At 73.8% G+C, this 25,912-nt stretch carries 20 protein-coding genes; 7 read left to right on the forward strand and 13 right to left on the reverse strand.

Going from position 1 to position 25,912, the window contains the following annotated elements; all coding sequences use genetic code 11:
- The first annotated feature begins 114 nt into the window (after positions 1-114).
- Together treY and ACN6LD_RS16595 are read left to right on the forward strand one after the other, a co-directional pair.
- Positions 115-2,466: a malto-oligosyltrehalose synthase gene (gene treY / locus ACN6LD_RS16590; RefSeq protein ID WP_445043553.1), complete on the forward strand. Its 2,352-nt coding sequence runs from the start codon at positions 115-117 to the stop codon at positions 2,464-2,466.
- A 320-nt stretch (positions 2,467-2,786) separates the two neighbouring features.
- The gene (locus ACN6LD_RS16595; protein ID WP_319197269.1) at positions 2,787-4,037 is read left to right on the forward strand and encodes a M14 family zinc carboxypeptidase; all 1,251 of its coding nucleotides are present in this window, start codon (positions 2,787-2,789) and stop codon (positions 4,035-4,037) included.
- Between the two features lie 154 nt (positions 4,038-4,191).
- On the opposite strand, the gene ACN6LD_RS16600 is transcribed toward ACN6LD_RS16595, so the two are convergent.
- From ACN6LD_RS16600 to ACN6LD_RS16610, 3 genes are all read right to left on the reverse strand, one after another.
- A complete protein-coding gene (locus ACN6LD_RS16600; protein ID WP_319197267.1) occupies positions 4,192-4,650 on the reverse strand; it encodes an SSI family serine proteinase inhibitor in 459 nt (152 codons plus the stop codon).
- Complete coding sequence (locus ACN6LD_RS16605; protein WP_319197270.1) at positions 4,647-5,993, reverse strand: M14 family zinc carboxypeptidase; 1,347 nt, start codon at positions 5,991-5,993, stop codon at positions 4,647-4,649. The genes ACN6LD_RS16600 and ACN6LD_RS16605 overlap by 4 nt, the downstream gene beginning before the upstream one ends.
- 98 nt (positions 5,994-6,091) lie before the next feature.
- A complete protein-coding gene (locus tag ACN6LD_RS16610; RefSeq protein ID WP_057575862.1) occupies positions 6,092-6,643 on the reverse strand; it encodes a DUF1707 and FHA domain-containing protein in 552 nt (183 codons plus the stop codon).
- A 165-nt stretch (positions 6,644-6,808) separates the two neighbouring features.
- Between ACN6LD_RS16610 and treZ the strand changes: the two genes are divergently transcribed.
- Positions 6,809-8,554: a malto-oligosyltrehalose trehalohydrolase gene (gene treZ, locus ACN6LD_RS16615; protein ID WP_445043554.1), complete on the forward strand. Its 1,746-nt coding sequence runs from the start codon at positions 6,809-6,811 to the stop codon at positions 8,552-8,554.
- A gap of 113 nt (positions 8,555-8,667) precedes the next feature.
- Here the strand turns inward: treZ and ACN6LD_RS16620 are convergent, their stop codons facing one another.
- The 5 genes from ACN6LD_RS16620 to ACN6LD_RS16640 all read right to left on the reverse strand — a co-directional run bounded on the left by ACN6LD_RS16620 (position 8,668) and on the right by ACN6LD_RS16640 (position 13,679).
- Positions 8,668-9,642: an aminoglycoside phosphotransferase family protein gene (locus tag ACN6LD_RS16620; protein ID WP_319196590.1), complete on the reverse strand. Its 975-nt coding sequence runs from the start codon at positions 9,640-9,642 to the stop codon at positions 8,668-8,670.
- Positions 9,643-9,691: 49 nt separating this feature from the next.
- Positions 9,692-10,819 (reverse strand): aminopeptidase P family protein, encoded by a 1,128-nt coding sequence (locus ACN6LD_RS16625; RefSeq protein WP_445043555.1) that lies wholly within the window; start codon positions 10,817-10,819, stop codon positions 9,692-9,694.
- Positions 10,820-11,017: 198 nt separating this feature from the next.
- Entirely contained in the window at positions 11,018-11,692 is a 675-nt protein-coding gene (locus ACN6LD_RS16630) for a LysE family translocator (protein WP_445043556.1), read from the reverse strand.
- A gap of 109 nt (positions 11,693-11,801) precedes the next feature.
- Positions 11,802-12,548 (reverse strand): PDZ domain-containing protein, encoded by a 747-nt coding sequence (locus tag ACN6LD_RS16635; protein ID WP_445043557.1) that lies wholly within the window; start codon positions 12,546-12,548, stop codon positions 11,802-11,804.
- A gap of 258 nt (positions 12,549-12,806) precedes the next feature.
- The gene (locus ACN6LD_RS16640; protein ID WP_445043558.1) at positions 12,807-13,679 is read right to left on the reverse strand and encodes a LysR family transcriptional regulator; all 873 of its coding nucleotides are present in this window, start codon (positions 13,677-13,679) and stop codon (positions 12,807-12,809) included.
- A 94-nt stretch (positions 13,680-13,773) separates the two neighbouring features.
- Between ACN6LD_RS16640 and ACN6LD_RS16645 the strand changes: the two genes are divergently transcribed.
- Positions 13,774-14,493 carry a CTP synthase C-terminal region-related (seleno)protein gene (locus ACN6LD_RS16645; protein ID WP_445043559.1) on the forward strand — a complete coding sequence of 240 codons (720 nt, stop codon included), beginning with the start codon at positions 13,774-13,776 and terminating at the stop codon, positions 14,491-14,493.
- 1 nt (position 14,494) lies between these two features.
- Here the strand turns inward: ACN6LD_RS16645 and cyc2 are convergent, their stop codons facing one another.
- From cyc2 to ACN6LD_RS16665, 4 genes are all read right to left on the reverse strand, one after another.
- A complete protein-coding gene (cyc2, locus tag ACN6LD_RS16650) occupies positions 14,495-16,666 on the reverse strand; it encodes a germacradienol/geosmin synthase Cyc2 (protein ID WP_445043560.1) in 2,172 nt (723 codons plus the stop codon).
- 404 nt (positions 16,667-17,070) lie between these two features.
- Positions 17,071-18,309, reverse strand: coding sequence for a damage-control phosphatase ARMT1 family protein (locus ACN6LD_RS16655; RefSeq protein ID WP_445043561.1), 1,239 nt, complete (start codon positions 18,307-18,309; stop codon positions 17,071-17,073).
- Positions 18,310-18,553: 244 nt separating this feature from the next.
- Complete coding sequence (locus tag ACN6LD_RS16660; protein ID WP_319192138.1) at positions 18,554-19,204, reverse strand: ScbR family autoregulator-binding transcription factor; 651 nt, start codon at positions 19,202-19,204, stop codon at positions 18,554-18,556.
- A 561-nt stretch (positions 19,205-19,765) separates the two neighbouring features.
- Positions 19,766-21,580 (reverse strand): S8 family peptidase, encoded by a 1,815-nt coding sequence (locus ACN6LD_RS16665; RefSeq protein WP_319192136.1) that lies wholly within the window; start codon positions 21,578-21,580, stop codon positions 19,766-19,768.
- Between the two features lie 409 nt (positions 21,581-21,989).
- Between ACN6LD_RS16665 and ACN6LD_RS16670 the strand changes: the two genes are divergently transcribed.
- Positions 21,990-22,928 (forward strand): lytic polysaccharide monooxygenase, encoded by a 939-nt coding sequence (locus tag ACN6LD_RS16670; RefSeq protein ID WP_319192134.1) that lies wholly within the window; start codon positions 21,990-21,992, stop codon positions 22,926-22,928.
- Positions 22,929-22,968: 40 nt separating this feature from the next.
- On the opposite strand, the gene ACN6LD_RS16675 is transcribed toward ACN6LD_RS16670, so the two are convergent.
- Complete coding sequence (locus tag ACN6LD_RS16675) at positions 22,969-23,610, reverse strand: Tat pathway signal sequence domain protein (protein WP_319192132.1); 642 nt, start codon at positions 23,608-23,610, stop codon at positions 22,969-22,971.
- Between the two features lie 680 nt (positions 23,611-24,290).
- Here ACN6LD_RS16675 and ACN6LD_RS16680 point away from each other — a divergent pair.
- Positions 24,291-24,956, forward strand: coding sequence for a DUF6230 family protein (locus ACN6LD_RS16680; protein ID WP_319192140.1), 666 nt, complete (start codon positions 24,291-24,293; stop codon positions 24,954-24,956).
- On the forward strand, positions 24,956-25,417 hold the full coding sequence (locus ACN6LD_RS16685; protein ID WP_445043562.1) for a DUF6114 domain-containing protein: 462 nt from the start codon (positions 24,956-24,958) through the stop codon (positions 25,415-25,417). Before ACN6LD_RS16680 ends, ACN6LD_RS16685 begins: the two co-directional genes overlap by 1 nt.
- Positions 25,418-25,912: the final 495 nt, after the last annotated feature.

Genomic DNA, 25,912 nt, shown 5'->3' on the forward strand with positions numbered 1-25,912 from the left:
CGGCGACGGGCCGGCGCCGGAGCGGGCGAGAGGCCGGCGGAAGGACGGACCCGATCCGCACCGGTAGGGGGAGGCGGTGACACGAAACCCGGCGGGGCGGGTACGTAGGGTGTCATGACCCCTGAGCGACGTGACGCCCCCGTTCCCGTGCCGCCCACGGCGACCTACCGGCTGCAGCTGCAGCCCGGGTTCCCCTTCGGGGCCGCGGCGGCGGCCGTGCCGTACCTGGCCTCGCTCGGCGTCTCGCATCTGCACCTCTCCCCCGTCCTGGAGGCCGTGCCGGGCTCCCTGCACGGCTACGACGTCACGGACCCCACGCGCGTGCGTGAGGAGCTGGGCGGTGAGGAGGGGCTGCGGGCGCTGGCGCGCACCGCGCGGGAGCACGGTCTCGGCCTGGTCGTGGACATCGTGCCGAACCACATGGCGATGTCCCCGCGCCACAACCGCCCCCTGTGGGAGGTGCTGCGGGAGGGCCCCGGCTCGCCTTACGCGCGCTGGTTCGACGTCGACCGGGAGGCGCAGGACGGCCGGATCCTGCTGCCGGTGCTCGGCGGCCCCGTCGGCGGGGAACTGGAGCACCTGCGGGTGGACGGCGACGTCCTGCGCTACCACGAGCACGCCTTCCCGCTGCGCGAAGGCACCGACGGGCTGCCGCTGCCGCAGTTGCTGGACGCCCAGTGGTACCGCCTCGCCTGGTGGCGGCTGGCCCGCACCGAGCTGAACTACCGCCGCTTCTTCAGCATCTCGGAGCTCATCGGGGTGCGCGTGGAGGACCCGGTGGTGTTCGAGGCCACCCACGGCACGATCCTGCGGCTGCTCCACGAGGGCGTGCTCGACGGCCTGCGCGTGGACCATCCGGACGGCCTCGCCGACCCGGACGGCTACCTGGAGCGGCTGCACGAGGCGAGCGGCGGCCGGTGGACGGTCGTCGAGAAGATCCTCGCGGACGGGGAGCGGCTGCCGGACTCCTGGCCGGTCGCCGGCACCACCGGCTACGACGCCCTGCGCCGCGTCGACGGCCTGTTCACGGACCCCGTGGGGGCCGGGGAGCTGCTGACCCGCTACCGGCGCTTCGCGGCCCCGCGGACGGACCGGGGCGGCGACTGGGCGGCGACCGTGCGGCGGGCGGCCCGCAAGGTGCTCGCGCACGAGCTGGCGGCCGAGACGGACCGGCTGACGCGGACGGTCTCCCGGGTGTGCGCCGCGTCGTCCGACCCCGCCCTGCGCGACCGGGCGCCGTGGGCGCTGCGCCAGGCGCTGGTGGAGCTGCTGGTCCGTATGGAGGTCTACCGGCCCTACGCCTCGGGCGACCCGGCGGCCGTCGTCACCGAGGCGGCGGCGGAGGAGGCCCGGCAGACGTTCACGGTGCCGGAGGAGGCGGGCGCGGTCGACGTGGTGCGAGGGCTGGTGCTCGGCGGGGAGGACCGGGCGGGGGCGGAGTTGCGGGCGCGCTTCGCGCAGACGTCGTCCGCGCTGCGCGCCAAGTCGGTGGAGGACACGGCGTTCTACCGGTACGTGCCGCTGCCCGCGGCGAACGAGGTGGGCGGCGACCCCGGCTCCCCGGGGGTGTCGCCGGCCGCCTTCCACGCGTACTGCGCGCGCGTGCAGCGCGACTGGCCGGCCACCGGGACCGTCGTGTCGACGCACGACACCAAGCGCAGCGCCGACGTGCGCGCCGCGCTCGCCGTGCTCACCGAGTGTCCGGAGCGCTGGTCCGACGTCCTGGAGGAGGTCGCCGGCGCGCAACGGGAGGCGGTGGACGGGCAGCTGGCGTGGGCGGCCTGGCAGACGGTCTTCGGGCTCGGCCCGGCGGCCCCGGAACGCGTCCAGGAGGCGCTGCTCAAGCACGCGCGCGAGGCGGGCCTGTACACGAGCTGGACGGAGCAGGAGCCGTCGTACGAGGACGCGGTGGCCGCGTTCACGGCGGCGGGGCCGTGCGGGCCGCCCGGCGAGCGGGTGGCCGCGCTGCGCGGCGCGTTGGCGCCGCACATCCGGGCGAACGTGCTCGGCACTGCGCTGGTGCATCTGACGATGCCGGGCGTGCCGGACGTCTACCAGGGCGCCGAGTGCGAGTCCCGGACGCTGGTCGACCCGGACAACCGGCGCCCGGTGCACTTCCCGCCCGAGGACCCCGACACCAAGGCGGCCGTGACCGAGGCGGCGCTGTGGCTGCGCCGGCGGCGTCCGGAGGTCTTCGGGGAGTCGGCGACGTACGAGCCGCTGCCCGCCGAAGGGGCGGCGGCGGAGCACTGTCTGGCGTTCGCGCGCTCCGGCCGGGCGGTCACGGCCGTCACCCGGCTCTCGTTGCGACTGGCGGAGGCGGGCGGCTGGCGGGAGACGCGGCTGGCGCTGCCGCCGGGGCGCTGGGTCGACGCGCTGGCCGGGGAGCGCGAGTTCAGCGGCCACGCGCGCGTGGCCGAGCTGTTCGAACGGCTGCCGGTGGCGCTGCTGGAAAGGGTCGGCTGACGCGGCGTGCCGGGGCTCCGGCGCAGGATCGGGCGGCTCTCACGGCGGGCGGCCGGGTGGAGTGGGCGAGCGGCCCGACGGCGGAATCGGGGGCCGGGCGACGACGAAGGGCGCGGGCGTCCGAGCGGGTGTCCGTGCGGGTGTCCGTGCGGGTGTCCGTGCGGGCGTCGAACGCCCGTGCTCCCCGCCGTGGCGTCGGCCCGCGCCGCTCCGCCGACCCGCGCTTCGAGCGCCCCTGGAGCCTGCCCGCAGGCGTTCTTGACAGTTGACAGAGACCGTGGGGTACTGCGGAGGCGAAGGCCGGGCGGACGAATACGGGGGTGAGTCTCCTGCCGGAGCTGCGCTACCCCACGGTGACCGAATTGACCTCTTCTGCCCGGGCTCTGGCCGCGCGCCAGCCCGGCACGTGCACGCTGCGACAGGTGGGGGTCTCCCGTGCGGGCCGGCCGCTGCACCTGCTGTCCGTGGGGCATGCCCGGCGGGCCGTGCTGGTCGTCGCGGGCGCCCACGCCAACGAGCCGACCGGCGGGTGCACGCTGCTGGCGCTCGCCGAACGGGTGCTGTACGAGCGAGAGCTGCGCGACGGCACGTCCTGGCACTTCCTGCTGTGCGCGGACCCCGACGGGGCGAGTCTGCACGTCACCCCGGCGCCCCGCAGTCTGTTGGAGTACCACCTGGGGTTCTTCCGTCCGGCGGGCCCGGAGCAGCCGGAGTGGTCCCCGGCGGTCCTGCCGCCGGACCGTCTTCCGCCCGAGACGCGCGCGCTGACCCGCCTCATCGACGAGTTGCGCCCCTACCTCCAGGTCACCCTGCACGGGACCGACCTGGGCGGCAGCTGGGTGCAGTTGACGAAGGACATTCCGGGGCTGGCCGAGCCCTTCGCCAAGTCCGCCGCACAGCTGCACATCCCGGTCGAGACGGGCGCCTCCGACGCGGCGGGGTGGCCGGCGTCCGGGCCCGGCGTGCACGTGATGCCCGCCGCCGGAGCGGAGGCCGCCTACCCGAGCATGCCGGACGACGCCCGGCACAGCACCTGGTACCACGCCCACCGCTACGGCGGTCTGACGGCGGTGGTGGAGGTGCCGATGTGGGCGAGCGACATGGTGGACGACCCCGCCCCGCATCCCGCCCCGGCCGCGGCGATCCGGCGGCTGGCGCGGCGGCTGCTGCGGGACGCGACGGAGGTGGAGCGGGTGCTCGTCGAGGTGCTGCCGCGGCTGGAGGGCGTCGACGGGCCGCTGCTGCGGGCGGCGAGATGGGCGCTGGAGCTGGTGCCCGGGCTGGCCGCGGACTGGACCCACACCCCGCCGGCCGACACGACGATGGCGTACGTCGGCAGCGTGGACGCGTTCGCCCGCCGGCTGCCGCTGCGGGCGGCCGCGATGCTGTGGCGGGTCCTCCAGGAGTACGACGACGACGCGGCCCCGCGCCTGGAGCACCTCGTCGCGACCTGGAGCGACGCCTTCGCCGACCGTTTCCACGCCCGCTGGGTCCCCCTGGAGCACCAGGTCGAGCACCAGTCCCGGACGGTCGTCGCGGCGGCCCTGCACGCCCGGGACCGCGCGGCGTAGCCGCGGACGGCCGCAGGACACGGCGAGGGCCGGTGCGGTCCAGGGGCCGGTGCGGTCCGACGGCGGTCGGACCCGCGAACCGGTCGGCCCCGGGAGCGCGGGGCTCCCGGGGCCGGGCCGGGCCGCGCCGAGCCGGGCCGACACGGGCCGATGGTCAGACCTCGGGCACCTGTTCGTCGTCCAGAGCGAAGACCGGGCCGGTCAGCGCCTCCCGCTCGCAGTCGTTGCTGTAGGTGTGGGTGTAGTCGACCGGGCGGCCGTTCCAGCGTCCCTGGGCGCGGACCGTCACCGGGGCGTAGACGAGCGGGCAGACGCGGCTGCCGTCGCGCGGGACGGCCTCGACGTCGCCGCCGGACCGGGCCAGGGCGTCGCAGGCCTCCGCGGCCCGCGAGTGGCCCTGCGGCGGGTCGCACAGCAGCAGGGTGCCGCGCGTGTCGCTGGAGCGGGCGTCGCCGCGGGTGACGGTGAGCTGGAGCCAGTTGCCGGGGAGGTCGTCGTGGGAGGCGGCCAGGGCCGCCGGGGCGGCGCCGGCGGCGAGGAGGAGGGCGGCCGCGGCGGGCAGGACGCGCCGTACCGCCCGGGCCGGCCGGAGATGGGTGAGGGAGTGCTTCATTCCCGGTGCATCGGCACGACGGGCTGGGAACCCCAGTCCGACTCACCCGAACGGGCACCGGCCAGATGGAACGCGGCGAGGACGACCCGTGCCTGGTACTCGGCCTGACGCGCCACCGGGATCCAGCGCGCCCCGCAGCCGTCCCAGAAGCCGGCGCACCACGCGTCGATGAGCGCGTCCAGCTCCGGCAGCACCCCGGCCGGGTCGCGTCCGGCGCCGGTGACGAGCTGGTGGAGCAGGCCGGCCGTGCGTACGGCGATCCGCCCGCCGGCGATCCGCAGGGCCGTCAGATGGGCCGTGCTCAGCGGCGGCAGCGGGCGGAGCGGATCGGCGGTGTCGGGGTCCCAGGCGTCCGCGAGGCCGGGGCAGACCAGCAGGTAGTCGTCGACCGGGGCGAGCAGACGGGCGGCGTCGGGCACACCGTCGAGGTGGGGCCGCACGCGCGCGAGGATGCGTTCCAGCACCCGCGCGTCGTGGCGCAGGGCGTGGCTGACGGTGCGCAGCGCCCCCTCCCGGTCGGCGGGCGGGGAGCCGTCCGCCACGGCGGCGACGCCCCACATGGGCGCCTCGACGACCGCGGTGACCGTGCCGTGCCGCTGCGGGTGGTACCAGGTGGACTCGACGGCGGCCTCGGTGATGGCCGCGGCGAGGTCGCGCGGGCAGGGCGGCGGGATCCGGTAGACGGCCGGCCCGAGGCGCGGCCAGTACAGGGTGTCGTACGGACCGAGCTCGAGGGGGATGCCGAGGCGGGCGGCGGCGTGGGCGACGCGCCGGCACAGTCCGGGCAGGTCGCGGGTGAGTTCCACGAAGGCCCCGCCGACGTCGACGCCGTGCAGCGAGCACTGGAAGAAGGGTTTCAGTTCGTCCTGGAGCCGGAGCAGCGCACGGGTCTCCGGGAGGGCGGCGCCGTCCGCGCCGTCGGGCAGCCACTCGGGCTGTTCGAGGAAGCCGGGCCGGAAGAAGTGCCGGAAGTAGCGGCCGAGGGTGTAAGGGCCGGTCAGCCAGCCTTCGTTGCGGCGCAGGCCGTCCGGGTCGAGACAGAGCAGCAGGTTCCAGGTGGCGTCCGCGCCCGCCGTGAGCCGCGGGTCGGCCAGGACCCGCTCGGCCAGCCGCAGCACGGTGGCCCCGCCCACGGGCTCGTTGGCGTGCGGCCCCGCGACGACGAGGGCCTGACGCGTGCCCCGGCCGACGGAGAGCAGCCACAGCGGTGTGCCCGCGCGGGAGACCCCGACGCGGCGCAGCCGGACGTCCCCGGAGCTGCGGACGGCGAGCGCGGCCGCGCGGGCCGCGAGTTCGTCCACGGTCGGGTAGCGGTGGAGGGGCGGCAGGGCACACCTCCACAGGGGCGCCGTCGATTCACCGGGCGTATCTGGTGTACGCACAGTGGGTCATCGGTCCGGGGTACGTCAACACCGCGTCAGAGCACGGGACTTGAGCGGCTTCAGTTCGCCGAGAGACGGAACCCCGTGCGGCCGAAGGCGACCTGGTCGCCCTCGCGCACCACGGCCGCGCCGATGACGCGCCGTCCGTTGACGGTCGTGCCGTTCGTGGAGCCGAGGTCGCGCAGCACCCACACCCCGCCCTGGCGGATGAGTTCGGCGTGCACCCGCGAGACGCTCTCGTGGGTCAGCCGCAGACCGTTCACGGGGTCGCGGCCGATGCGCAGCGCGTGCGCGGTGCCCGGGTGCGGCAGCAGCAGCTTGGGCAGCCGCTCGGCCTGCCAGGCGCGGCGCAGTCGCACGGTGAAGCCGGAGACCGCCTCGACCGCGCCGAAGACGACCCGCGAGAAGCGGTTCTCCTCGGACAGGTCGGCGGTGAGGACGGCGAGCTCGTCCGGGCGTCGGGCGGCGAGCGCCAGCTCCATGCGCCGGATGAACGTGTCGTGCGACAGGCGCCCCAGGGCGACGCCGTCGCGCAGCACCTTCAGCGCCCGGTCGCGCTCCGCGTCGGACAGCCGCGCGGGGTACGTGTTGAACTCGAAGGACGACGTCACGGTGGTGATTGTCGGTCAGCGGGCTCCGGGTGTCCAGAAGACGGAAGAACGCCCCCCGCAAGGGTGGGGCGCCAATGGGAGTGTTCCCGGGCCGGATCGATCTCCGGTGGAGCACGATGGACGGGACGGGCTACATCACGGTGAGCAGACGAAGGGGAGCCGTCCGTGCAGTTCGAGGTGTGGGCACCGCAGGCCGAACGCGTGACGCTGCGATGCAACGGCGCCACGCGCGCGTTGGAGCGCGATCCGGAGCGTGCGGGGTGGTGGACGGGCCAGGCGGAGGCCGAGGACGGCGCCCGGTACGGCTTCGCGGTGGACGACGGCCCGGTCCGGCCCGATCCCCGCTCGCGCCGCCAGCCGGACGGTCCTGACGGGCTGAGCGCCGTCGTCGACCAGAGCCTGTACCAGTGGCGCACGCAGTGGTCCGGACGCCCCCTGCCCGGCGCCGTCCTCTACGAGCTGCACGTGGGCACCTACACCCCCGAGGGGACGCTGGACGCGGCCGCCGAGCGGCTCGGGCATCTCGCGGAACTCGGCATCACCCACGTGGAGTTGATGCCTCTGTGTCCGTTCCCGGGCCGGCACGGCTGGGGGTACGACGGGGTGTCCCCGTGGGCGGTGCACGAGCCGTACGGCGGCCCCGAGGGCCTGAAGCGGTTCGTCGACCGGGCCCATGCGCTCGGTCTGGGCGTCGTCCTGGACGTGGTGCACAACCATCTGGGCCCGTCCGGCAACCACCTGCCCTCCTTCGGCCCGTACTTCACCGAGACGCACCACACGCCGTGGGGCGCCGCCGTGAACCTGGACGCCCCCGGTTCCGACGAGGTGCGCGCCTACCTGGTGGGCAGCGCGCTCGCCTGGCTGCGCGACTACCGGCTCGACGGCCTGCGTCTGGACGCGGTGCACGCGCTGGCGGACACGCGCGCGTACTCCTTCCTCGAGGAACTGTCGGCGGCGGTGGACGCCCTCGCCGCCGAGTCGGGCCGCCCGCTGTTCCTGATCGCCGAGTCCGATGTGAACGACCCGCGGCTCATCACCCCCCGCCGGCAGGGCGGCCTGGGCCTGCACGCGCAGTGGAACGACGACTTCCACCACGCCCTGCACACCGCGCTCACCGGCGAGTCCCAGGGCTACTACGCCGACTTCGCGCGCGACCCGTTCGCCGCCCTCGCCAAGACCCTGACCGGCGGCTACTTCCACGACGGCGTCCACTCCGGCTTCCGGGGCCGGCGCCACGGCCGCCCGCTGGACCGGGCCCGGGTGCCCGCGCACCGGCTGCTCGGGTACGGCCAGACCCACGACCAGGTCGGCAACCGCGCCCAGGGCGACCGTCTCTCGGCGTCCCTCTCGCCGGGGCTGCTGGCGTGCGCGGCGGCGCTGACGCTGACCGCGCCGTTCACGCCGATGCTGTTCATGGGCGAGGAGTGGGCGGCGGGCACGCCCTGGCAGTACTTCACCGACCACACCGACCCGGAACTCGCCGAGGCCGTGCGACGGGGCCGGCGGCGGGAGTTCGCGGCCCACGGCTGGGCCGAGGAGGACGTGCCCGACCCGCAGGACCCGGCGACCCGCGAGCGCTCCTGCCTGGACTGGTCCGAGCCGCGGCGCGAGCCGCACGCGCGCGTGCTGGCCTGGTACCGCGAGCTGATCGCCCTGCGGCATGCCCAGCCCGACCTCACCGATCCCGATCTGGCCGACATCAAGGTCGCCCATGACGTCGGGGAACGCTGGCTGGCCTTCCGGCGCGGCGACGTCCGGGTGGCCGTGAACCTCGGCAAGGAGCCCGCCGCCATCCCGCTGGGTCCGCGCCCCGCGCGCGTGCTGGCCGCCTGGGAGCCGGTGGACGTCCCGGGTCCGGACGGCCTGCTGCATCTGCCCGGGGAGGCCTGCGTGGTCCTGGAGCAGGAGTGAGACCGGCGGGCCGGTGAGTGCGGGGCGGGGGCGGGTCTGGGATGCGGGGGCGGGGCCGGGGGCGGCCCGTGAGTGTCTGCCCCGTCCCCGTCCGCCGTCCGCCGTCCGCCGCTCTACTCGTCCTCCTCCGGCCCGTCGGCGCCGTCTCCGTCCTCGCGGAACTCCGTGACCCGCTCCAGCAGGATCGCCTCCCAGGCGCGCTGCAGCCGGGTCCGCGGGAGGGCGAGGGCGTCGGCGTCCCGCGGGCCGGTCCCGCGGCCCTGGAGGCGCTGGGCGAGGTGGACGACGGTGTCGCAGCGGGCGAGCCACAGCCCGCGCAGGCAGGGGCGGGCGCCGTAGCCGGCGAGGGTGGCGGCCCGCACGGCGGCCCCGGCGCCGACGGCGAGGGCCAGGCCGGCGATGTCCTCTGCGGGGTCCCCGAGGACCGCGTCGGTCCAGTCGAGGACGCCGCGCACCCGGCCGTCGGCGCTCACCACGAGGTGCTCGCCGCGCAGCGCGTGGTGGACGAGGACCGCAGGGGCGGCCTGGGCGGCGAGCTGGGCGGCGCCCGCCGGAGTGAGCTGGTGCAGCCGGGCGGGGTCGAACTCGTCGGCGCGGCCGAGGCGTTCGGCGGCGGCCACGGTCATCCTGCGCAGCGCCTCCAGGGAACGCGGGGCGGCCCGCGGCACGCCGAGCGCGTCCGCCTGGCGGGCCGGCACCTCGCGCAGCCCGCTGAGCAGTCCGGCGAGGTCGGCCTCGCCGACGGCCGACACGTCGTGCTCCTCGGCCGTGCCGCCGGGCAGCCTGGCGTCGAGGGTGTAGGCCAGCCCCGGGGACCACTCGCCGTGCGCGACACCGGCCGGGACGGCGATCGGGACGTGCTGCCGGACGAGGTCGCGCAGCCGCAGTTCGCGGCGGCGGCGCACGCTCGCCTCGCGGTCGGGGGCGAGCCGCAGCACATGGCGGGCGCCGACCCACCAGGTGGTGGGCGCGCCGCCCTCGGAGACGGGCCGCACCTCCGGTCCGGGGCCGCTCGCCCCGTTCTCCTCGAGGAGCGCACGGACCAGTCGGCGGACGGTGTCCGCGGTGGGTGTCGGTGCCTGGGTCATGATCGCGCCGTTGCCGTTCGGGTGGGTGCCGGGGACTCCTGGGGGCGGCTCAGTCCACTATGACCAGCTCACGGGTGGTGTCGTTGAGGCGTCGGCCGCCGTCCTCGGTGACGGTGACGATGTCCTCGATGCGCACGCCGAACCGGCCGGGCAGGTACACGCCGGGCTCCACGGAGAAGCACATGCCGGGCACGAGGGGCTGCTCCTCGCCCTCGATCATGTACGGCGGCTCGTGGGTGGTGACGCCGATGCCGTGGCCGGTGCGGTGGATGAAGTGGGCGCCGTAGCCGGCGGCGGCGATGACCGCGCGGGCGGCCCGGTCGACCTCCTGGCAGGCCACGCCGGGCCGGACCGCCCGGAAACCGGCTTCCTGCGCCTCGCGCACCAGGTCGTGCACCCGGCGTTCCTCGTCGGTGGGCTCGCCGACGTGCACGGTGCGGGAGGTGTCGGAGCCGTAGCCGTCCTTGAGGCCGCCGAAGTCGAGGACCACCATGTCGCCGTGCTCGATGACGCGGTCGCCGACCTCGTGGTGCGGGTTGGCGCCGTTCGGCCCCGAGGCGACGATGGTGAAGTCGACCTGGGAGTGGCCGAACCGGCGCAGGAGCGCGGCGAGCTCGGCGCCGACCTCCGTCTCCCTGCGCCCGCCGAAGGGAACCTGGCGGATCTCCTCGAACACCCGGTCCGCGGCCGCGCCGGCCGCCGCCATCAGCTCCAGCTCGGCGGCGTCCTTGACGGCGCGCAGCATGGGCAGGGCCTCGGTGAGGGAGGTGTAGGAGGTGGCGGGCAGCGCGTTCTGCAGGGCCAGCAGGTGCATGGCCCAGGCGTTGTCGCTGATCCCGAACCGCCCTCGGTCCTCGAGGAGGGCGGCGGTGGCGGCGTAGGGGTCCTTGCCGTCGGTCCAGTCCCGCAGTGTGAGCCCGGGGGCGCCGGCCGCCTTCGCGGCGTCGGGGGCCTCGAGGGCCGGCACCACGAGGACCGGGTCCCGGCCGGCGGCGAGGACGAGCAGGGTGAGCCGTTCGGTGACGGCGGTCGGCGCGTAGCCGGTGAGCCAGACGAGGTCGGGTCCGGGCGCCACGAGGAGTCCGGCGAGTCCGGCGTCGGCGGCCTCCCGCGCGGCGCGCTCCATACGGGCCCGGTAGTCGTCGGCGGTGAAGGGCGCGGGGGCGGTGCCGGTCATCCGGGCCTCCCAGGAGGGACGTGAAGACTGAGGTGAATGAGGTGAATCAGGTGACGGTGAATGCTGATGTCGATGCGGCTGTGGACGGGTGACGGACGAGGTGACGCCGGCGAGATGACCACGGGCAGCATCCTGCCCGTCCGGCGGGGGTCGCGCGAGCCGGTCGACAGGGGTTTCGGACGGACGGGCCCGCCCAGGTCAGCCGTCCAGGGCCAGGCGCAGGCCGAGGAGCAGCAGCACCCCGCCGGAGACCTGCTCCAGGCGACGGCGCGCTCCCGCCCGTGAGAGCACGCGCTTCATCCGGCCCACGAACCACACGTACACGCTGTAGTAGCCGACCTCGTAGACCGCCCAGATCGCGGCGAGCCCGACCATCGCGGGCAGGTGCGGGGCTCCCTCGGGCACGAACTGCGGCAGGAAGGACAGGGCGAAGACGGCCGCCTTGGGGTTGGCGAGATTCAGCAGCAGGCCGCCCCGGTAGGCGGCCCAGCCGCCCCGTTCCGCCCTCCCCCGGCTTTCGCCGTCGTCGCCGTCGGCGTCGTCGTCGAAGCCGCCCTCGTCGAAGCCGTGGGCCTGCTTCGTCCTGCGGGCCTGCCGCAGCGCCTGGACGCCGAACCAGACGAGCACGGCCGCGCCGGCGAAGCGCAGGACGGCGTAGGCCGCCTGGGAGGCCGTCAGCAGGGCCGTCAGTCCGAAGGCGGCGACCACGCCCCAGACGAACACCCCGGTCTCGTTGCCCAGCACCGTCAGGAAGCCGGAGCGGCGGCTGCGCAGCGACTGCTTCACGATCAGGACGGTGCTGGGTCCGGGCGAGGCCGCGACGAGGGTGCAGGCGCCCAGGAAGGCCAGGAAGGCCAGGAGGGAGGTCGGCATGGCGTTCATGGTGGCGCAGCACCGACGGCGGGCGCCACCGGTCTGCGGGAGCGTACGCGCGCGTGGCGCGTCGACGGCCCGCGGGCCCTGGCGGCCGTCCCGGGCCGCGTCAGGTGACGATCCCGGGGACGACCCTCACCTTCCGGTGCCCGCCGCCGCGATGGCGGACCGTCACCTCGACCGCCGCCCCGGGGCGCGCCCGGTCGACCGCGCGGGCGAGATCGGTAGCCGAGCCGATCTCGGCGCCGCCGAACGTCAGCAGGACGTCGCCGCGGACCAGACCGGCCGTGAAACCGGGACCGGGGACGTGGACGGCGACGATCTCGGCGCCCGTCCTCCCGGCGTCCACCGCCTCGAGCCCCAGGCTCGCCTCCTCGGCACGCGAGGACGCCCCGGCCCCGGCGGACGTCCCGGCCCCTGCGGACGCGCCGGAGGACGCGGCCGCGCCGGCCCGGCCCCGGGCCGGCGCTCCGCCCGGCCCGGACCGCGTCGCCGTCCCCGCGTCCCGGGCACGGCCCGGCGACGCCTGCGGCCGACCCGACGGCCCCACCGAACCCACCGAACCCACCGGCCCCTCCGGCCCGGCCTGCTCCTGGGGCCCTGCCCGTCCCCCTGGCACCGCCTGCCGCTGCAGCTCCGCCAGCCTGCTCATGCCGATCACGGTCGCCCCCACGGCGCCCAGGCCGACGCCGGACAGGACGAGGACCGTGCCGGCGAAGAGACCGGCCACCAGGGTCGTGGGACGTCGTCCTCGGCTGCGTGCGGCGTGCGGACGGTGGCCCGGGCCGCTCGGCAGGGCGGCTCCGTCTGGGTCCTGGCCCGGCAGGGGCTTGGGACGCAACGCTGTCTGTTCCATGGATCGCCTCCGGCTGGTGCTCTACCCGGCGCACCCGCGCGCCACGAGCCACGAACGAGTGAGACTGACCCGGGTTCGGAAGAGGCTCGGACCCCCGCGCGGGGCACGGGGACCGCGCGGGGCACGGGGACCGCGCGTCACGCGTCACGCGCGCGGGTGGCGCGCGAACCCACTCCCACGACACCGTCCGCGGCTTCTGCGTCTCACGCGCGGGACGCCGCGAACCCGTCCCGAGGACGACGTCCAGGTCTTCCGCGCTCACGCGCGCGTGGCCAGCGCCTCCAGCAGGGCTCGGGCCGCGCCGCCGGGCGGCGCCGCGGCGTGCACGATCTCGACCCGGTGCACGACCCTCGGCTCGACGACCGGGACGGCGACCGCCCCCGGGGCTCCCGCGGCGGCCGAACGGGGCAGCAGGGTCAGGCCGTGGCCGGCGGCGGCGAGGGCGATCAACAGCCTGACGTCGCAGCCGTCGTAACGCAGGGCGGCGCGGAAGCCGTGGCCGCCGCCGGCCGCGGCACGCAGCTGGGCCAGCGGCAGCCCGGCTTCGGGTGCGTCCAGCCAGCGCGCGTCGACGAGGTCGCCGAGCCGCAGACCGCTGCGGCGGGCGAGCGGATGAGCGGCGGGCAGCAGGACGCTGACGGGCTCCTCGCCGACGCCGCGCGTGGTCAGCGGCGCCACGTCGGGCAGCCGCAGCGGGTCGCTGGGCGCGGCCAGGCCGTCGACGAGCCCCAGGTCGGCCGTGCCCTCGGCGACGGCGGCGACGACGTGGTCACGACCGAGCACGCGCAGCGTCACTCCGCCGGCCGGGAGCGCGGCGAGGGCGGCGGGGCCGAGCGCGGTGGGCGAGACGGCCAGCGTCAGCCCGTGGGAGGGCGCGGCGGCCAGCCGGACGACGTCCGCGCGGGCGGCGGCGAGGCGCAGCAGCAGCGGCGCCGCGTGTTCGAGGAGACGCTCGCCGGCTGGCGTGGGGGCGACCGGACGGCGGGTGAACAGCGGCGACCCGATGTCCTGCTCGAGAGCCGCGATGTGCTGGGAGACGGCGGACTGGGTGTAGCCGAGTTCCCGGGCGGCGTCGGAGAAGGAGGCGAGCCGCGCGACGGTGACGAAGGTGCGCAGGAGGTGCGGGTCCATGCGCCCATGATCTCCTGGTGCATCAGCTCTGCTTATCGACCGTGCAGGAATCATCGTTGGACGTGAACCGGCGGGGCCGCCCAGGATGAGGCGCATGACCGACATCGCAGCTCGGACCGCCCGGGTCGCCCTGGTGGGCGACCGCTCCTCCAACGTCGTGTCCCATACACGGATACCGCTTCTGCTGGACGCCCTGGCCTCCCGGGACCGGCTGGTCCTGGACGCCTACTGGATCCCCTCGCAGGAGGCGGAGGCCGAGCACGCGGTGCGAGGCTTCGACGCGGTGTGGGTGGTCCCGGGCAGCCCCTACCGGAGCGAGGCGGGCGTCCTGTCGGCGATCCGCACGGCGCGCGAGGAGGGCATCCCGTTCCTCGGCACCTGCGGCGGCTTCCAGCACGCGCTCCTGGAGTACGCCCGCACGGTCTGCGGGCTGCCGCGCGCGGCGCACGCCGAGAACGATCCCGACGCCGACGACCCGCTCATCGAGCCGCTGGCCTGCTCGCTGGTGGGCCACGAGGGGACGGTGGCGCTCGAGCCGGGTTCGCTCGCCCACACGGTGATCGGCTCGGAGCGCACGGTGGAGCGCTACTTCTGCGCGTACGGGCCGTCCCGTCATCTGGACGTCCTGCGCTCCCACGGCCTGCGCTTCTCCGGCCACGACGAGCAGGGCCTGCCCCGGGTCGCCGAGCTCGCGGACCACCCCTTCTTCCTGGCCTCCCTCTTCCAGCCGGAGCTGTCCGGCGACGGCTCGCGCCCGCACCCGGTCGTGCGGGCGCTGGCACGGGCCGCGGTCGGGCACGCGGCCAGGCGGTGAGTCAGGAGACCGAGAACTGCGGGAGCGGCGAGGGCGGCGCGAGGTCGGGCAGGAAGCCGTGGGTGCGGCGGGCCAGGTATCCGGCCTTGTACCGGTCGACCTCGCGATGCCAGTTCAGGATGCCCGCCAGCCAGTTCTGCAGGTCGCTCACATAGTCCCCGATCGCCGAGCGGGCTTTTGAGGAGAGCCCGAAGTCGTCGCAGAGGACGGGCAGTTCGTGCGCGACGATGTGCTCGAACTGCTGCATACGCCGGGTCATGAGGTCGTGGACGACGCCGAGCGCGGCGGGGTAGTCACAGCCGAAGAAGTTCTGCACGACGAGGATCGCGTTGTGCACCTCGCCCTCGTACTCGATCTCCTTCTGGTACGAGAAGACGTCGTTGGTGAGGCACGCGTAGTCCATCGCCGCGTTCTCCAGCGCGCGTACGACCCCGCTGCGGTAGACCTCCGGCGGTACGGCGGGGCCCTGGCCCATGCGGCACAGGCTCAGGGTGAGCTCGGAGCCGAAGGTGGCGCGGCGCATCTCCAGATAGTCGACCGGGTCCGGAACGCGGTTCTGCAGCTGGTTGCACAGCTCCCACAGCCAGGCCTCGGTCATGGCGTCGACCGCGTCGCGCAGGGTGCGCCGCTGCCCCGGGGTCATGTCGCAGGTGGTGCGCGCCCAGAGGTCGATCAGGCCGCGTTCCATCGCGTCCACGGGCACGACCGGGACGGGCTCGCCGTCGACGGGCATGCAGGCCGACAGGCGGGCCGTGGTGAGGCGGGCTGCCGCGAGGTCACGGCGGTTGCCGAAGACGAGCGGGTAGTAGTCGTCGCCGTAGGTGCCCCAGGCGAGCCACTGGGAGCTGAGGTCGAGCGCCTCCGCGGTGGCGTCCGGATCGAGGCCTGCCGAGCACAGGGCGAGGTCGCAGGAGGCGAGCTTGTCCTCGTCCCAGACACCCTCCTCCAGCATGCCCGTCCGGTGCGCCCACGCCACCAGGCGCGGGCGGCAGGCGTCCAGGTGCGGGCTGAGCCCGACCGCGAACGGCATGTGGAAGTCGGGCAGTCGCGACGGGCCGACCTTCTGGAAGGGCACGTGCGTGTAGGCGCGCAGGCGTTCGGCGGCGGCGGAGGCCAGCAGCGCGCCGATGTCGGCGGCCGAGGTGCCGGGGCCGGTCAGCTTCTGCCAGGGGGCGGGGGACGAGGCTCCCTCGTTCATGTAGCGGCTGGAGCGCATGTGCCATTCGTGGCCGCCGGACTGCCAGTCCTGCAGGCCCTTGGTGTAGGCGGCGACGGCGGCCACCGCGTCAGGGCCGAGCCCCTTGTCCAGGGCGAGCGCGGGGACTTCGGTGAACGCGGTGTGCTCGAACTGGTGGAGCCGGGAGGTGAGGATGTCGTTGACGGTGTCGGCGGCCTCCTGGGTGGTGCAGCCGAAGAACGTCTCCAGCACGAGCACGCCGTTGCTGTTCTCTCCCTCGTCCTCGACCTCGCGCTGGTAGGAGAACAGGTCGTTGCGCAGGTGCACGGCGTCCGAGAACGTCTCCATCAGCACCCGAAGCGGCCTGGTCCCGGCGACGGCGGCGGGGACCTCGGCGGTCGCGTACTCCACGAGCCCCGCAGACCAGGGCGCTCCGCCCACCTTGCGGCGCATCTCGATGTACTCGACGGGGTTGGCGATCCGCCCCTCGTCGATGTTGGACAGCTCCCACATCGACTCGTTGAGCAGGTGCTCCGTGGCCACGGAGAAGCGCCGACGCCAGTCCTGCGACATGGCCGGCACCGTGCGCGCCCACAGGTCCTTCAGCCCGGCCTCCACCGGGTTGCGCGGCTCGGGAACGGGCGTCGCCAGGTCGAGCGGCATGAACAGCGGTAGCCGGTCCAGATGGGCCTTGCCCGCGGCGCGGTCCGGGGTGCGCTTGAACATGTCGAGGAAGTGGTCGTCGAAGAAGAACACCCACACATACCAGTCGGTGATCAGCGAGAGAGCGGGCCCGTCGCAGTCGGGGTGGGTGTAGGCGCAGAGCAGGCCGTAGTCGTGCGCCTCCAGGTCGGCCCGGTCCCAGATCCCGGACCCCTCCAGCATGCCCATGTCCCGCGCCCACTGCGTGGAGTGCGCCCGCGCGTCGTCGACGTGCGGGTTCAGCCGCGCGGGGTGCGGCATGTAGAAGTGCGGGAGTTCGAACGGTTGCGTCATGGCCGGGCCCTACCCGGGGGTCCGAACGGCCATCCGCGGGGCGACGGATGATCACACCATCGCGTGAATCGGCGCGAAGCGGGCAACGCGAGGGGAACCGGCCTGCGCCGCACCCCCGTCCGCGCACCGTCCGCCGCCTCTCGTGCCCGGCGCTCCGCACGCCGGCACGCTCCCCTGATGATCTCGCCGCGCCGGACACGGAGTTCGGACGCGGGAACGCGCCAGGCCCGGCGTTCGGGCCACGGAGTTCGGGCGCGGGAACGTGCCAAGCCCGGCGTTCGGGCCACGGAGTTCGGGCACCTGGGTCGGGCACGGAGTGCGGGCACCTGGTTCAGGCACGGAGTGCTGGTGCGGGAAGGAGACAAGGGGCCGTCCGTCGAGCGGTCCGTCGGGCCGTCGTCGCCTCAGCCACGCACCTGGATCAGCGCGTGCGTGCCGCCGGTGCGCCAGCGCTGCCCCTCGGCCTCGACCAGGGCGGCCTCTGTACCGGCGTCGAGACCCGTGATCACGTCTGACTTCAGCGTGCGCAGCGCCGCGACCGGGCCGGGGAAGTACGCGGTGACGTCGGCGAAGGGGGTGGTGGGAGCCCAGCGGCTGTCGCCCACCAGCCGACGGTAGTTGAGGTCGCCCTTCACGATCGTCAGCGTGGCCGCGGCGAACTCGGCCCGCAGGTCGTCCGGCATCCGCGCGTAAGGCAGCGGGGCGGCGGAGAACGGGTGCGCCCGGACCGTGAGAGTGCCCTCCGCCATGGCCCGCCACAGCCGGCGGCCGTGTTCGGCGGCAGCTCCCGGCGCCCCCGACAGCTTCCGCACCGCGTCGACGACGTCGGCGGTCGTGGCGTCCGAGACGTAGTACGGGTACGGCTTGACGTGCAGGACGACCCGCCCGCACCGCCGGTGTTCGAGCAGGTGGGCGGCCAGGAGCAGGTCGGGCACCAGTTCACGTCCGGCGTTGTCTGCGACGAGGCACACGGTTCCCATGCCGCTGCCGCTGCCGCTGCCGCTGCGGAAACCGGTTCCGAAGCCGATACCGCTGTCCGCCCCGGCCTGCGGCAGGAGTTTCCAGAAGCGCTCGCTGTCGTCGGCGACGAGTCCCGGCACGGCGGCACGCTGCTCGGCCCCGGCGTCGGAGAGCCGGAAGCCGAGGTCGGCGCGGTTGCCCCAGAGGGACCCATGCAGCAGGGCGCGGGCCTGTTCCTCGACCGGACGGCCCTCGAGGGCGTCGAGCGCGGCCAGTTCCTCGTCGGTCTCGGGCGCCTCGAGCTCGGCCAGCTTGAACGGGCGGAACGGGTCGATGCCCTGCCACGGCCCGGGGCCGAAGTAGCCGACCGCTTCGAGAAGTCGACGGTAGAAGTAGCTCTCCGACCACAGCCACGGCACGTCGAACCAGGAACTGCCCGTGTGCGCGTCGAGGCCCCAGACGCGCCACCTGTCACGGTCGTGCGCGTCCGGGGGCAGCGGGTCGATCACGCCGTCGGTGCAGGCGGCCAGCAGCGCGTCCAGGCTCCGGTGGAGGGCGGGGCCGTAGGGGAAGGCCTCCCTCACCTGCCGGATGATCGCCGGATGCCGTTCGGCCAGGACGCTGTGGGGGAACGAGCCCGGCTCGTTGCCGAGGATCACGGGCGGAGCGGCAGCTTGGGGCATGCGGTTCACCGTATCGCGGAGCCCCGCGCCGCACCCGGCGGCCACACCCTCCGCCGCCTCCGACCGCCCGAGATCGCCTGCCCGTCCCGTCCGGCAGCCCGCGACCGCCCGCCCGTCACCTCAGGCAGCCGGGAGATCACCCGCCCGCCGCGTCCGGCGGCCCCCGACCTCCCGCCCGCCCGCCGCGTCCGGCAAGCCCGCAGCGATCATCCGCCCCTCGCCCCGCCCACCGCGGCGAGGGCCGTCACACGGCCGCCATGGTCTCCCGCTCGAGTCGGGCGGCGAGGCTCACATAGCGCGGGCGACGCGGTACCGGTACCAGGCCCCGGATGAGGACGTGCCACATCTCGGCCATCCGGCGGGGCAGCCGGCCGGTGGGTTCGCGGGATCGGCCGACGACACGGGTGCCGACGAAGAAGCACACCAGCGAGTGGGCGACGGCGTCGAGGTCGACGTCGGCGTGGATGTCGGACTCCTTCACCGCGCCGCCGAGGCGTCGGGAGATCAGGTCCAGCAACTCCGTGAAGGGGTGCGGCAGCGGGGGCCGGACCGCGACTCCGCCGGTGGCGAGGCGCAGGCCGGCACGGGCGATCGGCCCCTCGACGGAGAGCCGTGTCAGCCCGAACGTCAGGCGCATCAGGGCTTCGAGGGAGGTGCCGCCGCGGTCGTCGATCTCGCCGGCGATCCGGCGGGCGGCCTTGGACTGCAGCTCCATGATGGCGTGCGCCAGGTCCTCCTTCGCCGCGAAGTGGAAGTAGAGGGCTCCCTTGGTGACATGGGCGTGCTCGACGATGTCACTGAGGCTGGTGGACTCGTAGCCGTACCGGTCGAACAGGTCGGCGGCAGCCGTGATGATCGTGGTGCGGGTCTGTTCGGCGCGTAACTGCCTCGCCATCGACTGGACTCCCCCGGGCCGGTAAAGAACGGGTCATGCCGTTTTTTCTTACTCCGTGTACACCATAGCTCACCCTGCGAGTGAGCCGGCAGGGCGCGTACACGGGGTCGACTCCCCTTGTGCGCCCCCTACTTGCCCCTGGTGAAGGGCCTTGCAGGCAACAGCCTGCCACAGCGGAGACACCTGAGGCACGGTCGGGGTGACGATCAAAAAAGACGGGGTGCGCGGTTTCTGACGCTGTTTCACGACGGTCGGGCAGGTGGAGGGAGGGCATACACGTGTCACCTCCCTCCGGAAGGGCCGTCGACGGCGCAAGACGGTGCCCGCATCATCGGGCGCGCACCCGCTCCCCGCAACAGGCCGGAAACCGGTTGCGAAGCGGGAAACAGGTGCGGAAACAGAACGCACCGCAGTAACAGACTGCGGCGCGGAAGACAGAAAGCGGCGTGGAAACAGAAAGCCGGCGGAAACAGGAAGCAGGGCGGGCCGGCCGGTGTCTCCCACACCGGCCGGCCCGCCCCTGGGTCCGTTCGTCGCCCACGGCGACGGCGGACGCCGCTCCTAGAAGGTCAGCTTCCAGCTGTTGAGCTTGCCCGTGTCCTGTGCGGCCGTGTCCTGAACGCGCAGCTTCCACGTGCCGTTGGCGGTCTCGCTGGACGCGTTCACCGTGTAGGTGGTCACCACGTCGTCCGCCGAGTCGGAGGAGCTGGCCGCCTTCAGCCGGTAGGCCGTGCCGTCGGGCGCGACGAGGTCGATCACCAGGTCACCGCGGTAGGTGTGGGTGATGTCGACGCCGACCTGAAGGGCGGACGGAGCGTTGCCCGTGCGGCCGGTGACCGCGATCGAGGACTCGACGGCGGAGCCGTTGTCCGGGATCGAGAGCGCGCTCGTGTTGGAGAAGACGGTGCCCCCCGTGGAGCCGCCGCCGGTGCCGCTCACCGCCTGCACCGTCTTGGCCGCGTCGGCCAGACCCGCGCCACAGCCGCCGGAGCAGGCGCCGGGAAGGGGACGGGCGTTGCTCTTGATGGCCGTCTCGATCTGCGCCGGGGTCAGCGAGGGGTTCGCGGACTTCATGAGCGCGACCAGGCCCGCGATGTGCGGGGTGGCCATGCTGGTGCCCTGGTAGTAGGCGTACGACTCGCTGGACGGCGTCTTCGTGCCGGAGTTCAGCGTGGACAGGATGCCGTTCGCGGTGCCGGTGCTGGTCTGGCCGCCGGGCGCCGAGATGTCCACGAGGGAGCCGAAGTTGGAGTAGGACGCCTTGGCGCCGCTTCGGTTGGTCGCGGCGACCGAGATGACGTTGTTGCAGTTGCCCGGGTTGTGGTTCGCGACGTTGTCACTCTCGTTGCCCGCGGCCACGACGACGGTGGTGCCGCGGTTCACAGCCCCGGTGATGGCGCTCTGGGTCGCCGAGGAGCAGGCTCCGTCGCCGCCGAGGCTCATGTTGATGACCTTGGCGACGTTGGAGTTGGCGGGAACACCGGAAACGGTTCCGCCGGACGCCCAGGTGATGGCGTCGATGATGTCGGAGTCGTAACCGCCGCACTTGCCGAGCACGCGGAGCGGGGAGATCTTGGCGCCGTAGGCGATGCCGGCGACGCCCTTGCCGTTGTTCGCGACGGCGGCGATGGTGCCGGCCACGTGCGTGCCGTGCCAGGAGGAGGTGCTGGCGGGGATGCCCGCGCCGCAGTCGTTGGCGTTGTACCAGTCGCCCGGGTCGGCCGGGTTGGCGTCGCGTCCGTCGCCGTCGACGGAGACGGCTGTGTCCGAGACGAAGTCGTAGCCGCCGACGATGTTCGCGGCGAGGTCCGAGTGCGCGACGTAACCGGTGTCGATGACGGCGACGGTCACGCCGGCGCCCGTCGAAGTGCCCCAGGCGCCGGGCACGTTCATGCCGGCCGTGGACTCGAAGAGGTCCCACTGCTTGGCGTACTCGGTGTCGTTCGGGTCGACGGCCTGGGGCTTGTTCAGGCGGTCCGGGACCACGTAGGCGACCTGGGGGTCGGCCTTGTAGCGGGCGACGACGTCGGCGACGTCCGCCTTCGTGAGGTCCTCGCCCAGGTCGACCAGGGCGGCGCCGGTGCCGAGGCGGCGCTGGAAGTCGACGTCCTCGCCGGCCTCCTTGCCCTTGGCGGCGGCGTCGGCCTCGGCTGCCGGGTTCGACGTGGCCTCGGCGACGCCGGACTTGTAGCCGACGATGAGGCGCTCTGCGGGGGCGCCGGGAGCGGCCTCGGTCTGCGCCGCGGGGATGCCGGAGGCCGCGGAAGCGGTTTCCTGGACGGCGACGGCCGAGGCGGTCGAGGCGGCGGTCAGCAGAGCCGCGGAGACCGCGGCGACGGATATGAGCTTCCGTCTCAAGGCAGGTGAGGTGCGCAAGAGCGTGCCTTTCGGTGGCCGGCCCCGGACAGGGCGGAGCGGCGGTCGATTCGCTTCGGCGTCGAAGCGGCAGGGGTGAATCGGCGGGGGGTGAATCGAAGAGCAGCGCAGAAGGCCGGCCGGGCGCGGGGAAGCCGATCCGCTCGGGGTCACCTGTAGTTCGGCTGTGAACGAACGATAGGCAAAGGAACAGTCATGCGGATACAGGGGAAACCCTCGACCCGTCCGACCGCTCCCCCGCGGCGCGCGCCATCGGCCGGTGATCGACCGATTTGGCGTGGGTGGTGCAGGCCAATGGGAACCTGGTGGTACAGGCCAATGGGGACCTGTGCGGGCGGGTTGAACGCCGGCGGTCGCGTTCCCGTACTGACGGCAGACCGTTCCCGCGCCGGCCGAGGAGACGTCCCCGATGCCCCGCACGACCGCACACCGCACCGCAGCGCTGGCCACCGCCGTCGCAGGGCCGCTCCTGCTGGGCCTGTGGGCCGCCGCGCCGGCCCAGGCGCACGGCGCGCCGACCGACCCCGTCAGCCGGGTGTACGCCTGCTCGCCCGAGGGCGGCGCCGACGCCGGTTCGGCGGCCTGCCGGGCGGCCGTCAGGGCGGGCGGCACGTCCTTCGCCGCCTGGGACAACCTGCGCGTGGCCGATGTGAACGGCCGTGACCGGCAGACCGTCCCCGACGGGCAGTTGTGCAGCGGGGGGCTCGCCGCCTACCGGGGGCTGGACCTGGCCCGCGCCGACTGGCCGTCCACGCGGCTGAAGCCGGGGGGCACGCTGCGGATGACGTACGCCTCGACGATCGCGCACGAGGGCACGTTCAAGCTGTACCTGACCAAGCCGGGGTACGACCCGTCGAAACCGCTTACCTGGTCCGATCTGCCGGAGCGTCCGTTCGCGCAGGTGAGGAACCCGGCGCTGACGAACGGCGCCTACCGTTTCACCGCGAAGCTGCCCGCCGACCGGACGGGACGTCAGGTGCTGTACACGATCTGGCAGAACAGCAGCACGCCCGACACGTACTACTCGTGCTCGGACGTGGTGTTCCCACAAGCGGTTGCGGAAGGGAAGGCGGGCAGCACGCCCGCGACCGGGGCGACCGCCACTGCGGCGACGCGGACGGCGTCCTCGAGTCCGACGCCGACGGCGAGCCCCGTCTCCGCCGGCCCGTCGGCGTCGGCCGCCACCGGCGCCACGCCGGCCGAGGCCGCCGCGGCGCCGCAGAGCACCCCGGTGGCCTCGGACACGGATGGGTCCGGGCCGTCCGCGCCCATGCTGGCGGGCGGCGCCGCGACGGTGCTGTTGCTCACCGGCGGCGCCGCCCTGGCCGTGCGCCTGCGTCGGCGTTGAGACGCGGGTCGCACGGCGTTCAGTGGTTCACGTCAGTTCGTCAGTTGACGTTGACGGCCTGGCCCCCGTCGGTCACCGGGGCGTACTTCGCGGTGAAGAAGCCGTTGGCGAAACAGAGCGACGAGCCGGACGACTTGGTGAACTGCTGGTTGACGAAGGAGATGCTGTTGTCGGTGTTGCTCGCGGTGCCGGACAGGCTGGGCGCCTGGTAGACGCAGTTGATGCTGCCGAGCAGGGTGCGCAGCACGACCGTGGTCTGGATGACGGAGCCGGACGCCGGGGTCACGACGACGGTGCCGTCGGAGGACACGCTGCTGGTGTAGGGCAGCGCGTTGACCGTGATGCTGGTGACGCCGAGCACGCCGAAGACGTTGGTGGTGCAGCTGCCGAACGTGTGCGCGCTGAGCGCCTCGGTCGCGGTGCCGGGCGCGGTGGGGTTGTCGGTGACGGTGGCGGTGAACCCGGACGCGGCGCAGGACAGGCCGCTGGTGCCGGTCGCGCTGGAGTAGAGGGTGGCGGCCGTGCCGCTGGCCAGGGAGGCGTTGAGGACGTCGCCGACGGCGACGTCGCCCGTCGGCGTCGTCAGCACGGCGCCCGCGGCGGAGGCCGGGGTGACGGCCGTGAGGGAGAGCGCGGCGACGGTTCCGGCGAGGGCGAGGAGGGAGCGGGAGCGGGTGCGCATTCGAGTGCCTCTTTCGGAAGTGGGGCTGTACTGGGGGGAGTTGCTCGGTGGGTGTGAACCGGCGTGTCGTTGGTGACGACGTGGGGGGACGCCGGGAGGCGTCCACCGCTGCCGGCCCGTGACGCCTTCTCCGTACGCGACGGACCGGCAACGGCAGGCGGCCGGTGACCGTCCGGAGGTCACTGGTGAGTGACTCCGCACGGGCCGGGCGGGAGAGGGCCGCCGGTCGCGGGCCGCTGGGGGAAGCGGCCGTGCCGGCGGCCATGAAGGGATCGAGCGCGGGACCGAGGGCCCGTACTGGCTGAAATGAGTCCGGGAGCGCGAACGAGGTCGCGCTGCGGATCCGGCGCCACGGATCCGGGCTGGGCCAGGGCAGTTGTAGACCTGATGGTCAGTCAACGTCAAGACCAAGAAACAAAGTTGGGGCCTGACGGAGGTATACGAAACCCGTCGGCGATGCACCCGGTCGAGGGATGGCACATAATGAACACTCTTTTTCCACATCTCCCTTGACCCGTCGGTGTAACCATCGGTAACTTCCTCGAAGGCTACTGCTGCGTAACGAGAAAGCCCTTGCGGCTTCCGGGAGTTGCGAGGGGGCGTGCGCAGCAGCCGCTGTCCGCGCCAGGACAACGTGCCGCTGAAGCCCAACCCGCACGACTTAGCGCATGGGAGCAGAAATGGCCTCGTCCCCGGACATCAGTTCGTCCGTCGACAACACCCCCGAGAACCCCGAAAGCGGTTCCGCAGAGAGACGCGGCCGGGTCCGGCTGCGCCGGGCCGCCGTCATGGCGGTGCCCGCCACCTTCGTCGCCGCGGGGCTCGCGGTCCTCACCGCTCAGGGCGCCCTGGGCGTGCAGTTCGCGATCTCCGGGATGCCGTTCGTGGTGACCGCCGACCGACTCGACGGTGAGGGTTTCGCGCAGTTCGGCGCACTCGACAACATGATCGAGAACAGCCCCAACCAGGGTGACACCGGTGGCCAGGTCCTGGTCATCACCTCGGTCGTGAAGAGCGGCAAGATCACCAACATGTGCCAGAGCGTCGACCTCGGCGGCATCCAGCTGGTCCTCCGGGCCGGCGGGGGCTCCAGCCCGGTGAGCGTGAAGAACCTGGCCATCGACTCCGACGAGGTCTCGGGTGACGCCGAGATGACCAACATCGAGATCGGCCGCGACTCGAGCACCTTCGACAAGGTCCCGATCCAGGGTCCCGCGGGCGTCTACGGCCAGCAGGCCGACACGGTCGTCATCAAGAACCTGTACCAGCACAACTACGCGGCCACCGCCGCCGTCTTCAAGCTTCCCGGACTGAAGATGAGCTTCTCCAGCGAGGGCTGTAAGTAATGACCTTCACCCAGTGGCGGGACCGCTTCCGCGCATGGAGAGGCCGCCGGCCCTTCGCGGGCGGCCTGATGCTCGTCCTGGGCGGCGCCGAGATCCTGGTGACCATGAAGGCTCCGCTCCCGGTCATCCTGCATGTCGGCATGCAGGGTCTGGCGGGTTACCTCCTGCCCACCCTGATGGTGCTCTGCGGCCTGCTGATCCTGTTCAACCCGGCTCAGCGGCTGTTCTACTCGATCATCGCCATCCTGCTCTCCCTGGGCACCTGGCTCACCTCCAACATCGGCGGCTTCGTCGTGGGCCTGCTGCTGGGCGTCCTCGGCAGTTCGGTGGCCTTCGGCTGGCTGCCCGACCAGGAGCCTCGCGTGAGCCGCCGCAAGCGGCGCGCGCAGAACCAGGGGCCGTCGACGACGGAGACGTTCCTGAAGAGCGGACCGCTGCCCGACGCGGGCAAGACCGCCTGACGACGGCCGCACCTCACCTCACCGGCGGGGCCGGGACGACCTGCGCACTGCAGGCCGCCTCCGGCCCCGCCGGTCGTGTGCCGAACCCGCCGGTCGTGCGCGCCGGCCCCGCCGGTCGTGCGACGGCCCCCGGCGTCCATGCCGACACGGTCCCGGCCGCGCTCACCCGCACCCGGGACACGGCACCCGGAGGGCGTCCGCTCTCGGCACTCGGCAATCGGCAACACTCGGCAACGAGAACTGCGCACCGCACGTCGGGTGTCGGGCCGCCGCACGCCGGGGCCCGGCTCGCCGCGCCGCGAGGAGATCACGCCTGCCCGGGAGTGCGTGACGTGCGGAGCGACGGGGCGGCGGCGCTCGGGAACGGATTCCGCCTGGACTGACCAACGGTCAACTCACCTGCGCACTTACGTCCGGACGCCCCGGTCCACCGCGTTCCGGATCACAATGCGGCAGCGGCTGTTCACACCTGGTGGGTGCTCACTTGACTACCAG

This window comes from Streptomyces sp. SAS_272, assembly GCF_052543235.1.